The sequence below is a fragment of the Phycicoccus ginsengisoli genome, from assembly GCF_054779295.1.
The window spans coordinates 331,895-344,643 of sequence record NZ_BAAGYN010000005.1 but is presented as its reverse complement, the minus strand read 5'-3'; the positions used below and the strand labels follow the sequence as shown (position 1 = coordinate 344,643).

Below are 12,749 nucleotides of genomic sequence, written 5' to 3'. Positions count from 1 at the left end.
CGCATGACCGGCAAGCAGCGGCGTGAGCAGCTCATCGAGGTCGGTCGGAAGCTGTTCGCGGACAAGGGTTTCGAGGGCACGACCGTCGAGGAGATCGCCGCCAAGGCGAACGTCTCCAAGCCGGTCGTCTACGAGCACTTCGGCGGCAAGGAGGGGCTCTACGCCGTCGTCGTCGACCGCGAGATCGCCGCCCTGCTGGGCTCGATCACGGGCGCCCTGACCACCGAGATGGGCAGCCGCGAGACCCTGGAGCGGGCCGCCCTCGCCCTGCTCGACTACATCGAGACGTCCACCGACGGGTTCCGGATCCTCGTGCGGGACAGCCCTGCAGGGCAGTCGACCGGCTCGTTCGCCAGCCTCATCTCCGACGTCGCCAGCCAGGTCGAGCACATCCTCGCCGCCGAGTTCAAGCGACGCAAGCTCGACCCCAAGGCGGCCCCCCTCTACGCGCAGATGCTCGTGGGCATGGTCGCGCTGACGGGGCAGTGGTGGCTGGACTCGCGGAAGATGAAGAAGACGGACGTGGCCGCCCACCTGGTCAACCTCGCGTGGAACGGCCTGGCCGGCATGGAGAAGAAGCCCGACCTCGTCACGCGACGCTAGGCCGACCGCTCCGCGTCAGGGCCGTGCCTGCGCCGCGTGCCCGACGCAGAAGACCCGCCGGAACGGGAAGACCACGCCGACCTCCGTGCGCGGGTATGCCGCGCGGAGCCGCACGTCGTACTCGGCGAGGAAGGCGTCGCGCTCGTCGGCATCCGTGAGGGTCTCGAGGACCGGTCGCAGGCCGGTGCCGCGCACCCACTCCAGCACCGGGTTCCCCTGCTGCGCACCGGGATCGAGCACGTGCTGGTACGTTGTCTCCCAGGCGTCGACCTCCAGCCCCGCCGATGCGAACAGGCGGACGTACTCGACGGGCTCGTCGACCGCCAGTCGCTGCAGTGCCGGGCGCAGCCGGGCGGCCGCCGGGTGCGTGGCCGCCACCTCGCGCATGAGCCGGTGCGAGGGCGCCTCGAGGTTGCCCGGCACCTGCATGGCGAGCCACCCACCGGGCGCGAGCGCCGCGGCCCACGCGCGCAGCAGCTCGCGGTGGCCGGGGACCCACTGCAGCGTGGCGTTGCTGACGACGACGTCGGGCCGCTCGCCCAGGCCTGCGAGGTCCCACGTCGCCAGGTCCGCCTCCACCCACTCGACCCGTCCGTCCCGGTCCAGCGAGCGCGCGGAGTCCAGCATCTGCGGGGAGGAGTCGACGCCGACGACCCGGGCCCCCGGCCAGCGCTCCGCGAGACCGAGGGTCAGCGGGCCGTTGCCACAGCCGAGGTCGACCACCAGGCGCGGGTCCCGCGCCCCGACCCGGGCCAGGAGGTCGCCGAACGGGCGGGAGCGGTGGTCGGAGAAGCGCGCGTACTGCTCGGGGTCCCAGGTGGTGCTCATGCCGTCTCCCTCGGTCACGGTATCTTGATATCAAGATACTTGATGCCGGGTAGAGTTTCCACCATGACCCCCCAGGCGGACGACGTCGACCGGATCGTCGACGCGTGGCGACGCGAGCGCCCCGACCTCGATGTCGCTCCCCTGCAGGTGCTCTCGCGCATCTCGCGGCTGGCCCGCCGGCTCGACCTCGACCGCGCCCAGGCCTTCGCCCAGCACCAGCTCGAGGGCTGGGAGTTCGACGTCCTGTCGGCCCTGCGCCGCTCGGGCGCGCCCTACGAGCTCTCCCCCGGGCAGCTGATCCGCCAGACCCTCGTGACGAGCGGGACCATGACCAACCGGGTGGACCGCCTGGAGCGGCGGGGACTGGTCGAGCGCAGCCCCAGCCCGACCGACCGCCGCGGCGTCATCGTCCGGCTGACCCCCACGGGCCGTGACACGGTCGACGCCGCCATGGCGGACCTGCTCACCCGCGAGCGCGCGCTGCTGTCGGACCTGTCCGCGCAGGACAGGGACCACCTCGCGGCGACGCTCCGGGACCTGCTGGCGCCGTTCGAGGCGGAGTCCGTCCCGACGACCGGCTGACCGGCTGGAGCCGCCCCTCCTACTGCGGGGTGCCCTGCGCCCACCGCAGCACCGTGGTCGCCAGCGGGGTCCAGCGCGGCTCGGCGTCCGTGCCGTCGTTGAGCATCCCCCACCCGTGCCCGCCGGCCGTGGAGACGAACTGCTTGCGGGTGGCCGGAACGCTCGCGAACGCCGTCCGGGTGCGGTCCGGCTCCATGGTGCGGTCGCTCGCCGCGATCGCGACGAGCAGGGGCACCGTGATGCCCGGGGCCGCCTCCTGCGCCGACGGCGCCCCGAACCCGTCGAACGGCCCCGACAGGTCGACGATCGCGTCCACGCCGGCCTGCTGGCCGACCCCGAGCGCGATGGCACCGCCCATCGAGGCGCCCACCACCGTGACACGACCGGCGCCCCACCGGCGCGCCCAGTCCACGGCGACCCGCACCTGCGCCTCCGGGTCCGCCGCGAAGGACGGCGTGCACCGCGCCCGGCCCCACCCGCACAGGTCCAGGAGCAGGCCGTGGACCCCGCGCTCGGCCGCCCACGCGGCATACGACACCCAGCCGCAGAAGCCCGACGCCGAGGTCTGGTGCAGGTAGACGGCCACCGTCGGCCCGCTGCCGAGGGTCGCGGCCGTCATGACGCTGCCGTCCGGCGCGGCGACGTCCACGAGCCGCCCACCGTCGACCGGCACCTTGCAGCGCTCGGCCACCGTCGTCGGCGTCACGATGGGCAACGGCGTGGGCGATCGCGTCGCCGACGGCCTGGCCGCTTCCCCAGCCCCCACGCACGCCGACAGCAGCGCCACCAGGACGGCACCCCACCAGACCCGCCCGGCACCCGAGCGTCCCCACCACCGTGCTCGCATATGTCAACATTGACATATGCCTGCGCCCGCGTCCATCCCCTCGCACCTCGGGTGCGCGGTCCTCGGCCTGCTGGCGCGCCGGCCGCGCACGGGGTACGACCTCGCCAAGGCGATGGAGCGGCCCGTCGGCTACTTCTGGACGGCGCAGCACAGCCAGATCTACCCCGAGCTCGCCCGGCTCGAGGCCGCCGGCCTCGTCGAGCACGAGGTCGTGGCGGGCGCCGGTCCCCGGCCCACCAAGCGGTATGCCGTGACGCCGGCCGGCCTCGACGCCCTGCGTGCGTGGGTGGCCGCCGACGCCGAGCCCCCGGCGGTGCGGGACCTGGAGACGCTGCGGCTGTGGTCGGTGTGGACCGTGGAGCCCGAGGTGGCGCGCGAGCTGGTGCGCGCGGGGCGGGCCCGGCACGCGGCCGCGCTCGCGGCCTACCGGGACGAGCTGGGCGCGCTGGCCGGCGACCCGGCGGCCCACGACCGCACGCAGCCGCTCTTCGCCAGCCGGCTCACGCTGGAGGGCGGCGTCCGGACCCGGCAGGCGGCCGTCGAGTGGTGCGACTGGATGCTCGAGCAGCTGGCCTGACACCTCGGGGTGGGCCATGGCGGTCCCCGCCGTCGGTCAGCCGGCGACCTCGGCCGCCTCGAGCCACTCCAGCTCGAGCGCCTCACGCTCGTCGGACACCTCGCGCAGCTGGGCGTTGAGCTCCCCCACGCGGTCGTAGTCCGTGGCGGCCTGCGCCATGGCCAGGTGGATCCGCTCCTCGCGCTCGGCGAGGCGGGCGAGCTGGCGCTCGATCCGGGCCATGTCCTTGCGCGCCTCGCGGAGCTCGGCCGGGGTCGGGCCGGCCTCCGCAGGAGCGGTCGCGGTGGCAGCCTGCGACGCCGAGACCTGGTGGCGGACACCGGTCTCCAGGGCCCGGTGCCGGAGCTCGAGGTACTGCTCCACACCACCGGGGAGCTCGCGGACCCGGCCGTCGCCCATGAGGGCGACCTGGCGGTCACACACCCGCTCGAGCAGGTAGCGGTCGTGGGAGACGACGAGCAGCGTGCCGGCCCAGCCGTCGAGGACGTCCTCCAGCGAGGTCAGCGTCTCGATGTCGAGGTCGTTCGTCGGCTCGTCGAGGAGCAGGACGTTGGGCTCGTCCATGAGCAGGCGGGTCAGCTGCAGGCGGCGCCGCTCGCCACCGGACAGGTCCGACACCCGCGTCTGCTGCCGGCCACCGCTGAAGCCGAGGCGCTGGGCGAGCTGGGAGGCGCTGATCTCCTTGCGCCCCAGGCGGATGTACTTGCGCACGTCCTCCACGGCCTCGATCACCCGCCGGTCGGCGAACCGCTCGAGCTCGCGCACCTCCTGCGACAGGTAGGCCAGCCGCACGGTGACGCCCTGCTTCCGCTTCCCCGACGCGAGCGGCACCTCGCCGGCGATGGCCCGCAGCAGTGTGGACTTGCCCGCGCCGTTGACGCCGACGATGCCGATCCGCTCCCCCGGCGCGAGGTGCCACGTGAGGCGGTCGAGCAGTGCGCGGTCGCCGAGGACCACGGTGGCGTCCTGGAGGTCGATGACGTCCTTGCCCAGGCGCGTCGTCGCGAAGCGCACCAGCTCGACGTCGTCGCGTGGCGGCGGCTCGTCGGCGATGAGCTGGTTGGCGGCGTCGATGCGGAACTTGGGCTTGGAGGTGCGCGCGGGCGCCCCGCGTCGCAGCCAGGCCAGCTCCTTGCGCAGCAGGTTGTCCCGGCGCTCGGCGGTGACCGTCGCGATCCGGGCGCGTTCGGCCCTGGCGAGCACGTAGGCCGCGTAGCCGCCCTCGTAGGACTGCACCGTCCCGTCGACGACCTCCCACGTCTGCGTGGCCACGGCATCGAGGAACCAGCGGTCGTGGGTGATGGTGACGAGGGCGTTGTCGGGGCGGGCCCGGTGCCGCACGAGGTGCTCAGCCAGCCAGGCGACCCCCTCGACGTCGAGGTGGTTCGTGGGCTCGTCGAGCAGCAGGACGGTCGGGTCGGCGACGAGCAGCCGGGCGAGGGCGAGGCGACGGCGCTCGCCACCGGAGAGCGGCCCGACGGTGGCCTCGAGACCGCCCACGGCCTCCGCGCCGATCCCGCCGAGCAGGCCGGTCAGCACGTCGCGGATCCTCGGGTCGCCGGCCCACTCGTGCTCCGCGCGGTCGCCGAGCACCACCGCGTGCACGGTCGCGCCCGGGTCGAGCACGTCCTCCTGCGCCAGCACGCCGATGCTGGAGACCCCGGCTCGCGTGACCCGGCCGGTGTCCACCTCGCGCTGGCCGGCCAGCACCCGGAGCAGGGTCGTCTTGCCGCCGCCGTTGCGGCCCACGACGCCGATCCGGTCGCCGCCGAGGACCCCGAGCGAGACCTCGTCGAGGACCTGGGCCGTGCCGAGGGCCAGGGAGGCCCGTTCCACGCTGATGAGGTTCGCCATCAGCGGGCGCGCACCCCCGTGACGACATGGGCTCCGTGGGCCGGGCCGGTCGCGCGGCGCACGTCCTGCACGGTGCCCGACGCGGTGAGGGACACGGCGAGGTCGAGCGCGGACTCGTTGTCCTCGGCGAGGAACGCGACGGTCGGGCCAGAGCCCGACACGATCCCTCCGATCGCGCCGAACTCGAGCCCGGCGTCGATCACGTCTGCCAGGGCCGGCATCAGCGAGATCGCCGCCGCCTGCAGGTCGTTCGCGAGGGCCGCGCCCAGGGCGCGAGGGTCGCCGGACCTCAGGGCGGTCATCATCTCGGGGGTCGGGGCCGGCTCCGGGACCGGGCGGTCCCCCCGGAGCCGGTCGCACTCGGCATACACCGCGGGGGTGGACAGCCCGCTCTCGCTGACCGCGAGCACCCAGTGGTAGGTGCCCCGGGCGAGCACGGGGGCCAGCACCTCCCCGCGGCCGGAGGCCATGGCCGTGCCGCCCGTGAGCAGGAACGGCACGTCGCTGCCGACCTCGGCCGCCACGTGCTCGAGCTCGACCCGTGGGGTGCCCAGGCCCCACAGCTGGTCACAGGCCACGAGGGCGGCGGCGGCGTCCGCGGAGCCGCCGGCCATGCCGCCCGCGACGGGGATGTCCTTGCGGATCGCGATGTGCACCGGCTCGGTGACGCCGGCCGCCTGCGCCAGCAGCTGGGCGGCCCGGGCGGCGAGGTTGGTGCCGTCCTCGGGGACGCCCAGCGACTGCGGGCCGCTGACCGAGATCCCCCACTCGGCCGCCGCCGTGACGGTGACCTCGTCGTGCAGGGACACCGCGTGGAAGACGGTCGAGAGGGGGTGGTAGCCGTCGGGACGCGGGGCGCCGACCACGAGCTCGAGGTTGATCTTCGCCGGGACGCGCACCGTCACCGATGACGGCGGCACCAGGGCTGAGGTCATGGCCGCCACCCTAGTCGGAGGCGACCGAGGGGACGTCCTCGAGTCAGCCGGGCGGCAGCGCGGTCCGGGCGGCCGCGATCGCGGCGAACTGCTCGACCCCGAGCTGCTCGCCCCGGGTCCGCGGGTCGATGCCGGCCGCGACGAGGCACGCCTCCGCACGGGCGGCGGACCCTGCCCACCCGGCGAGCGCTGCGCGCAGGGTCTTGCGGCGCTGGGCGAACGCGGCGTCGATGCAGCCGAAGGTGTCTCGTCGCGTGGCTCCTGCCACGTCCGGCTCCGGGCGGCGGTCGAAGGCGACCAGGCCCGAGTCGACGTTGGGCACGGGCCAGAAGACGCTGCGCGGTACGGTCCCCGCCAGCCGCACCGAGGCGTACCAGGCGGCCTTGACGCTCGGCACGCCGTAGGCCTTGGAGCCCGGCGGCGCGGTGAGCCGCTCGGCCACCTCGAGCTGGACCATGACGAGGACGCGCCGGATCGTCGGGAACGACTCGAGGAAGGAGAGCACGACCGGGACGGACACGTTGTAGGGCAGGTTCGCCACCAGGGCGGTCGGCTGCGGGTCGGGGAGCTGGCGCACCTTCAGCGCGTCGGCCGCGACGACGGTGAGGCGCTCGGCGACGCGGGGCGCGAGCCGGGCCACGGTGTCCGGCAGGGCGGCGGCCAGGGTGGGGTCGACCTCGACGGCGGTCACGTGCCCTGCCTCCGGCAGCAGCGCGAGCGTCAGCGAGCCGAGGCCGGGCCCGACCTCGACGACGACGTCCTGCGGGCCGACCCCGGCGAGGCGGACGATCCGCTTGACCGTGTTGGCGTCGACGACGAAGTTCTGTCCCCACTGCTTGGTGGGTCGTACGCCGAGGGAGGCCGCGACCTCTCGGACCTGCGCGGCGCCGAGGTAGCCGCTGGTCTCCGGGTCGCTCATGCGGCCGAGCCTAGGGGCACCGCGTCGACCACGTGCGACAGCACCCCGGACCGCCCGGTCCGGGGTGCTGTCGGTGCAGCCGAGGTGCCGTCAGGCGGCGTGGGCGCAGCCCCACGGGCCGAGGCCGGCCTTGGCGTAGTAGCGGTTGGCCACGGTGATCTGCTGCTCGCGCGAGGCCAGGTCGGCGCGCGGGGCGAAGTCGCCGCCACCGTTCGCCAGCCAGGAGCCGGAGTCGAACTGCAGGCCGCCGTAGTAGCCGTTGCCGGTGTTGATGTGCCAGTTGCCACCGGACTCGCACTGGGCGATCCGGTCCCACATCGCGGCGTTGGCCAGGTTGATGCCCGCGCCCGACGTGTTGCCCGCGGAGGGCGCCGGGGCAGCCGGCCGGGCCTTGGTGCCGACCGCGACGAGGCGGGCGACGGGCTGCTGGGTGACCGTGGAGCTGACGACCTTCTTGCTCTCGACCTTGCCGTCGACCTTGGTGACCTTCCAGGTCACCAGCTTGGCGCCGTCGGCACCGGCCTTGAGCGTCTTGGTCTGGCCCTTGTAGAGGCTCGAGTCGCTCGTGCGGGTGACCGGGGCTGCGATGGCCTGGGTGTCCTTGACCTCGGTCGAGGTGACCCGCTGCACCTGGATCTTCATGCCCTTGGTGACCGCCGTGGTGAGGGCGGGCTTGACCCGGTCCTCGCCGCCCTGGGTGATGCCGAGCTCGGAGAGCACGTCGGCGACGGTGGCGGCGGTGGTGGTCTCGTTGCGGTTCTTGCCATCCGCCCGGACGGACACGTCCTTGGGCGTGGTGACCGAGAGGGTGAGGCCCTGGCGGCCGAGAGTCATCGAGCGCGAGGCGGACAGCTTGGCCGAGTCGGCGCGGATGCCGAGCTCCTGCAGGGCCGCGGCGACGGTGGTCGCGGTGGTCCAGTACTCGCGGGTCGCCCCGTCGACCGTGACGGTCAGCTTGCGGCCGTACCGGACGACGACCTTCTCGCCGTCGGACAGCGGGGCGTCCTTCGACGGGGCGACGACGTCGTGGTCGCCGATGGTGATGCCCTCCTTCGTGAGGACGTCACCCACCGTGCTGCCGAAGGCGTGGACGGTGGAGGTCTTGCCGTCGACCGAGAGGGTGACGGACTTGTCGAGGTGCGAGACTCCGACGGCGCCGGCGACGAGGGTCGTCACGACCGCGGCTTGGACGATGCGGCGAACGGGCAGGGTGATCACGGTGCTCCAGAGGTCGTACTCCCCGGGCATCGGTCCGCGACGGCGCGCCTCCCTCCGCAGCCCCTGACGGGGCCTGGACGAAGATAGAGGGAGGCTCGTCGCGGTGCCGTTCTCTCGCGGCGGACCAGCTTCCCTCTTCGCGTCGCCCGGAGGTCCGACCCCGGCCAACAGTCGTCCACCCTGAACCCCTCGGGGGCCAAAGGTCAAATTTTGATAACGGCATGTTCAGGGTTCGGCCAAGTTGCACCCGTGGCATTCGCGAGTGTGCACCGGCCCGGCAGCGAGCCGTCACCAGGGTCCGTAGACCGCCTCGGAGTTGGCGCTCAGCGCCTCGCAGAGGGTGGGCACGGCGACCCCGACGACACCTGCCATGGCGCGCACCGTGAGCGGCACGAGGTAGGGGGCGTTGGTGGCCCCGCGCCACGGCGCCGGGGTCAGGTAGGGGGCGTCGGTCTCGACGAGCAGGCGGTCGAGCGGCACGATCGAGAGCGCGTCGCGCAGGCCCTTGGCGTTCTTGAACGTCACCGTCCCGGCGAAGGACAGGTGGTAGCCCCGCTCGACGCAGGCACGGGCCACCGACATGTCGCCCGAGAAGCAGTGCATCACCGTGCGGTCGGGCGCCCCCTCCTCCTCGAGGATGCGCAGGACGTCCTCGTGGGCGTCGCGGTCGTGGATCTGCAGGGCGCGGCCGGTCCGCTTGGCGAGGTCGATGTGCCAGCGGAACGAGTCCTGTTGCACCCCAACGCCTTCCGGGCCAGTGCGGAAGTAGTCGAGACCGGTCTCTCCGATGACCCGGATGCGCGGGTGGGCGGCCAGCGCCTCGATCTCGCGGTATGCCGCGTCGAGGGCACCGGCCGCGGCCAGCCGTGGTGCCTCGTTGGGGTGGATGGCCACGCCACCGAGCACCTGGGGGTGCCGGTCGACGACGTCGACGGTGAACCGCGCACCGGGCAGGTCACAGCCGATCTGGACCAGCCGGTCGACCCCGACGGCGGTGGCCGCGGCGACGGCGGCGGCCACGTCGGGCGGCGCCTCGCCGTCACGGGCGATGTCGAGGTGGGTGTGGTTGTCGACGACCGCGATGGGCAGTGGGTCCGGCGCGTCCGGCACCCGCCCGTGGCCGCTGCGGCCGTGCGTGTCCGAGGGTGCCACCGAACGTCCGCTCAGGCCGTCGTGGCGGTGTCGTCACCGTCGGCGTCGTCGTCGGCGGCGAGGCGCTCCAGCTCCTCCTCGACCACCGACTCGTCGAGCTTGGTGAACACCGGTGTGGGCTTCGCCACAGGCGCTCCCACGACCACGGGGCGGGACTCCCAGCGCGGCGTCGCGGAGTACTCACCCGTGATGACCGGGTACGTACGGCCGTCGTCGGCGGGGTCGAGGCCCGCGACCTGCTCCAGCCGCGGCATCGGCATGAACTCGCCCTCGCCACCGAGCACCCGGTGCACGGCGTTGGAGGAGTGCGGCAGGAACGGCGCCAGGATGGTGTTGAGGTCGCTCACGCACTGCACGAGCGTGTGCAGCACGGTCGCGAGGCGCTCGCGCTGGTCCTCGCCCTTGAGCTTGAACGGCTCGGTGTCGGTGACGTACTTGTTGACGTCGCCCACGACCCGCATCGCCTCCGCCACGGCCGCCTTGACGCGCTGCCGCTCCAGTAGGTCACCGACCGTCCCGAAGGCGCCGAGCACCCGCGTACGGACCGCCTCGTCGACGGGCTCCGGTGCGCCCGGCTGCGGGACCTCGCCGAAGCTCTTGGCCACCATCGAGGCCGTGCGGTTGACGAGGTTGCCCCAGCCGGCCACGAGCTCGGAGTTGTTGCGCTGGACGAACTCGGCCCAGGTGAAGTTGGCGTCCTGGTTCTCCGGTCCTGCGGCGCAGATGTAGTAGCGGATGGCGTCGGGGCCGTACCGCTCGAGGACGTCGCGGATGTAGATGACGTAGCCACGCGACGTGGAGAACTGCTTGCCCTCCATGGTCAGGTACTCGCTGGAGACCACCTCGGTGGGCAGGTTGAGCTCTCCGAAGACGCCCGGCTCCCCGCCCCTGGCGCCCTTCCCGGCATACCCGAGCAGCTCGGCCGGCCAGATCTGGGAGTGGAAGGTGATGTTGTCCTTGCCCATGAAGTAGTAGGACAGCTGCTCGCCGTCAGCGGCGTCGGCGTTCCACCACTCCCGCCAGCGCTCGGGCTCCCCGATCCGGCGGGCCCACTCCACGGACGCGGAGAGGTAGCCGATCACGGCGTCGAACCAGACGTAGAGGCGCTTGCTCGGGTTGTCGCGCCAGCCGTCGAGCGGCACCGGGATGCCCCAGTCGAGGTCGCGCGTCATGGCCCGCGGGCGGATGTCGTCGAGGATGTTGAGGCTGAACTTGATGACGTTGGGGCGCCACGTGCCGGACGCCTCCCGCCCCTCGAGCCACTCGCGCAGCGCGTCGGCGAGCGCGGGCAGGTCGAGGAAGAAGTGCTGGGTCTCGATGAACTCCGGCGTCTCCCCGTTGATCTTGCTCCTGGGGTCGATCAGGTCGGTCGGCTCGAGCTGGTTGCCGCAGTTGTCGCACTGGTCACCGCGCGCCTCGCCGTAGCCACAGATCGGGCAGGTGCCCTCGATGTAGCGGTCGGGCAGGGTCCGGCCGGTCGACGGCGAGATGGCGCCACGGGTGGTCTGCTCGACCATGTAGCCGTTCTTCCAGACCTGGGTGAACAGCTCCTGGGCGACGGCGTAGTGGTTGGCCGTCGTCGTGCGCGTGTACAGGTCGTAGGAACAGCCGAGATCCGTGAGCTCGCCGGCGATCACCGCGTGGTTGCGGTCGACGAACTCGCGTGCGGTGATCCCCTCCTTGTCGGCCTGGACGAGGATCGGGGTGCCGTGCTCGTCGGAGCCGCTGACCATGAGCACGTCGTGGCCCGCCATCCGCATGTAGCGGCTGAAGACGTCGGAGGGCACGGCGAACCCGGCCACGTGGCCGAGGTGCCGCGGGCCGTTGGCGTACGGCCAGGCGACGGCGGAGAGGACCTTGCTCATGCGACGACCGCCTGAGGACACGAGCGACGAAGGAGCGAGGCCCGGAAGTCCGAGGCGCCTGAGCGGAAGTGGGAGCTCACGGGTCCGATCCTAGGGGTGGGCGGCAAACCGGTTGCGCGGGCGTCGGTATGCCGCGTGCCCGCCTCCGCGCGCGTCGCGTCCCCTCCAGGAAACGGTTCCGGCAGGGCCCGTCTGGCAAGCCTCGAGCCGCACGTCCGCGGGAAACGGTTCCGCGAGGGCCCGTCTCGACCGCACCTGTGGACAACGGGCGGGGCGGGCCGCCGGTCCGCCAGTCTGGGCGCGTGTCCCGAGCCGACATGAACCGCAGGCCCGACCTCCAGCCCAACGCGCCGTTCACCCGCAAACAGGCGTTGGCCGCCGGTCTGACCGACCACGACCTCTGCGGGCCGGCATACACCCAGCTCTACTGGGGCGTGTACATCGCGGCGAGCGTGCAGGTCACGTTGGTGGTGCGGGCATTAGCAGCGCTCATGGTGGCCCCGACCGGTTCCGTGCTGAGCCACCACAGCGCGGCCACGCTCTGGGGAGGCACGCCACCGGACTCCGGGGAGGTGCACGTCACGGTCACGGGCGACGCCCGGCAGAAGACGCGGGGGATCCGACCACACCGTGCGAAGGTGCTTCCGCCGGCCGTGACCCGGCACGGGCTGCGCGCGACGCCACCCGAGCGGACGTGGCTGGACATGGCCGGCTGCTGCGACCTCGTCCAGCTCGTCAGCCTGGGCGACTCGCTCGTCCGGTCGGGGGCCACCACGCCCGAGCGGCTTGTCAACGCGGTGCCGGCCGGCAAGGGGAAGCAGGTGCGGCTCGCCCGTCGCGCGGCCGGTCTGGTCCGGGCGAGGGTGGACTCGCCCATGGAGAGCCGGCTGCGGCTGCTGTTCGTCCTGGCTGGGCTGCCCGAGCCGGTCGTGAACCACGAGATCCGGGACGAGGAAGGGCGCGTCAGGTACCGGGTCGACCTGTCCTTCCCGGAGCAGCGACTGGCGTTCGAGTTCGAGGGTCGCCAGCACGTGGACGTCGTGGAGCAGTGGGAGAAGGACATCGTGCGCCGCGAGGACCTCGAGGCCGAGGGGTGGCGGTTCGTCCTGGTGACCTCCTCCACGCTCTACGCGGCTCCCGCCGACGTCCTGGCGCGCGTCGTCGCCGCCATGGGCGATCGCGGCGTGCGGGTCCCTCGCCGGCTGCGGTCCGAGTGGCGGCACTTCTTCGTCGGGAAGGCCGACATCCGCTGACGCTGGCCGGGAAGGGCCCGCGCGGAACCGATTCCCGGATGAGGGGTAGGGGCGGAGCACTAAAGAGGCCCGCGCGGAACCGATTCCCGGATGAGGGGTAGGGGCGGGGCACTAAA

12 protein-coding genes are annotated in these 12,749 nt (G+C 73.0%); 4 read left to right on the top strand and 8 right to left on the bottom strand.

What is annotated here, in order from left to right; all coding sequences use genetic code 11:
• The first annotated feature begins 3 nt into the window (after positions 1–3).
• Positions 4–603 (top strand): TetR family transcriptional regulator, encoded by a 600-nt coding sequence (locus ACYVDO_RS10915; protein WP_460935776.1) that lies wholly within the window; start codon positions 4–6, stop codon positions 601–603.
• A gap of 15 nt (positions 604–618) precedes the next feature.
• Here ACYVDO_RS10915 and ACYVDO_RS10910 read toward each other — a convergent pair whose 3' ends face one another.
• A complete protein-coding gene (locus ACYVDO_RS10910; RefSeq protein ID WP_460935668.1) occupies positions 619–1,431 on the bottom strand; it encodes a methyltransferase domain-containing protein in 813 nt (270 codons plus the stop codon).
• Between the two features lie 63 nt (positions 1,432–1,494).
• Between ACYVDO_RS10910 and ACYVDO_RS10905 the strand changes: the two genes are divergently transcribed.
• Entirely contained in the window at positions 1,495–2,013 is a 519-nt protein-coding gene (locus ACYVDO_RS10905; RefSeq protein ID WP_460935666.1) for a MarR family winged helix-turn-helix transcriptional regulator, read from the top strand.
• 19 nt (positions 2,014–2,032) lie between these two features.
• Here ACYVDO_RS10905 and ACYVDO_RS10900 read toward each other — a convergent pair whose 3' ends face one another.
• Positions 2,033–2,719, bottom strand: coding sequence for an alpha/beta hydrolase (locus ACYVDO_RS10900; protein WP_460935664.1), 687 nt, complete (start codon positions 2,717–2,719; stop codon positions 2,033–2,035).
• A 157-nt stretch (positions 2,720–2,876) separates the two neighbouring features.
• On the opposite strand from ACYVDO_RS10900, the gene ACYVDO_RS10895 reads away from it, so the two are divergent.
• Positions 2,877–3,437, top strand: coding sequence for a PadR family transcriptional regulator (locus tag ACYVDO_RS10895; protein ID WP_460935662.1), 561 nt, complete (start codon positions 2,877–2,879; stop codon positions 3,435–3,437).
• Positions 3,438–3,473: 36 nt separating this feature from the next.
• Here the strand turns inward: ACYVDO_RS10895 and ACYVDO_RS10890 are convergent, their stop codons facing one another.
• The 6 genes from ACYVDO_RS10890 to metG form a co-directional block, all read right to left on the bottom strand.
• Positions 3,474–5,291 carry an ABC-F family ATP-binding cassette domain-containing protein gene (locus ACYVDO_RS10890; protein WP_460935660.1) on the bottom strand — a complete coding sequence of 606 codons (1,818 nt, stop codon included), beginning with the start codon at positions 5,289–5,291 and terminating at the stop codon, positions 3,474–3,476.
• The gene (locus ACYVDO_RS10885) at positions 5,291–6,226 is read right to left on the bottom strand and encodes a 4-(cytidine 5'-diphospho)-2-C-methyl-D-erythritol kinase (RefSeq protein ID WP_460935658.1); all 936 of its coding nucleotides are present in this window, start codon (positions 6,224–6,226) and stop codon (positions 5,291–5,293) included. The genes ACYVDO_RS10890 and ACYVDO_RS10885 overlap by 1 nt, the downstream gene beginning before the upstream one ends.
• Before the next feature lie 43 nt (positions 6,227–6,269).
• On the bottom strand, positions 6,270–7,145 hold the full coding sequence (gene rsmA / locus ACYVDO_RS10880; protein ID WP_460935656.1) for a 16S rRNA (adenine(1518)-N(6)/adenine(1519)-N(6))-dimethyltransferase RsmA: 876 nt from the start codon (positions 7,143–7,145) through the stop codon (positions 6,270–6,272).
• 90 nt (positions 7,146–7,235) lie between these two features.
• The gene (locus ACYVDO_RS10875) at positions 7,236–8,393 is read right to left on the bottom strand and encodes a ubiquitin-like domain-containing protein (RefSeq protein ID WP_460935654.1); all 1,158 of its coding nucleotides are present in this window, start codon (positions 8,391–8,393) and stop codon (positions 7,236–7,238) included.
• 258 nt (positions 8,394–8,651) lie between these two features.
• Positions 8,652–9,515: a TatD family hydrolase gene (locus ACYVDO_RS10870; protein WP_460935652.1), complete on the bottom strand. Its 864-nt coding sequence runs from the start codon at positions 9,513–9,515 to the stop codon at positions 8,652–8,654.
• Between the two features lie 11 nt (positions 9,516–9,526).
• Entirely contained in the window at positions 9,527–11,380 is a 1,854-nt protein-coding gene (gene metG / locus ACYVDO_RS10865; protein ID WP_460935650.1) for a methionine--tRNA ligase, read from the bottom strand.
• Between the two features lie 302 nt (positions 11,381–11,682).
• On the opposite strand from metG, the gene ACYVDO_RS10860 reads away from it, so the two are divergent.
• Positions 11,683–12,633: a hypothetical protein gene (locus ACYVDO_RS10860; RefSeq protein WP_460935648.1), complete on the top strand. Its 951-nt coding sequence runs from the start codon at positions 11,683–11,685 to the stop codon at positions 12,631–12,633.
• Positions 12,634–12,749: the final 116 nt, after the last annotated feature.

Excerpts from the sequence above, each read along its gene's own strand:
- ACYVDO_RS10915 (WP_460935776.1), top strand. The coding sequence starts at position 4 with ATGACCGGCAAGCAGCGGCGTGAGCAGCTCATCGAGGTCGGTCGGAAG.
- ACYVDO_RS10910 (WP_460935668.1), bottom strand. The coding sequence starts at position 1,431 with ATGAGCACCACCTGGGACCCCGAGCAGTACGCGCGCTTCTCCGACCAC.
- ACYVDO_RS10905 (WP_460935666.1), top strand. The coding sequence starts at position 1,495 with ATGACCCCCCAGGCGGACGACGTCGACCGGATCGTCGACGCGTGGCGA.
- ACYVDO_RS10895 (WP_460935662.1), top strand. The coding sequence starts at position 2,877 with ATGCCTGCGCCCGCGTCCATCCCCTCGCACCTCGGGTGCGCGGTCCTC.
- ACYVDO_RS10890 (WP_460935660.1), bottom strand. The coding sequence starts at position 5,291 with ATGGCGAACCTCATCAGCGTGGAACGGGCCTCCCTGGCCCTCGGCACG.
- ACYVDO_RS10885 (WP_460935658.1), bottom strand. The coding sequence starts at position 6,226 with ATGACCTCAGCCCTGGTGCCGCCGTCATCGGTGACGGTGCGCGTCCCG.
- rsmA (WP_460935656.1), bottom strand. The coding sequence starts at position 7,145 with ATGAGCGACCCGGAGACCAGCGGCTACCTCGGCGCCGCGCAGGTCCGA.
- ACYVDO_RS10875 (WP_460935654.1), bottom strand. The coding sequence starts at position 8,393 with ATGCCCGGGGAGTACGACCTCTGGAGCACCGTGATCACCCTGCCCGTT.
- metG (WP_460935650.1), bottom strand. The coding sequence starts at position 11,380 with ATGAGCAAGGTCCTCTCCGCCGTCGCCTGGCCGTACGCCAACGGCCCG.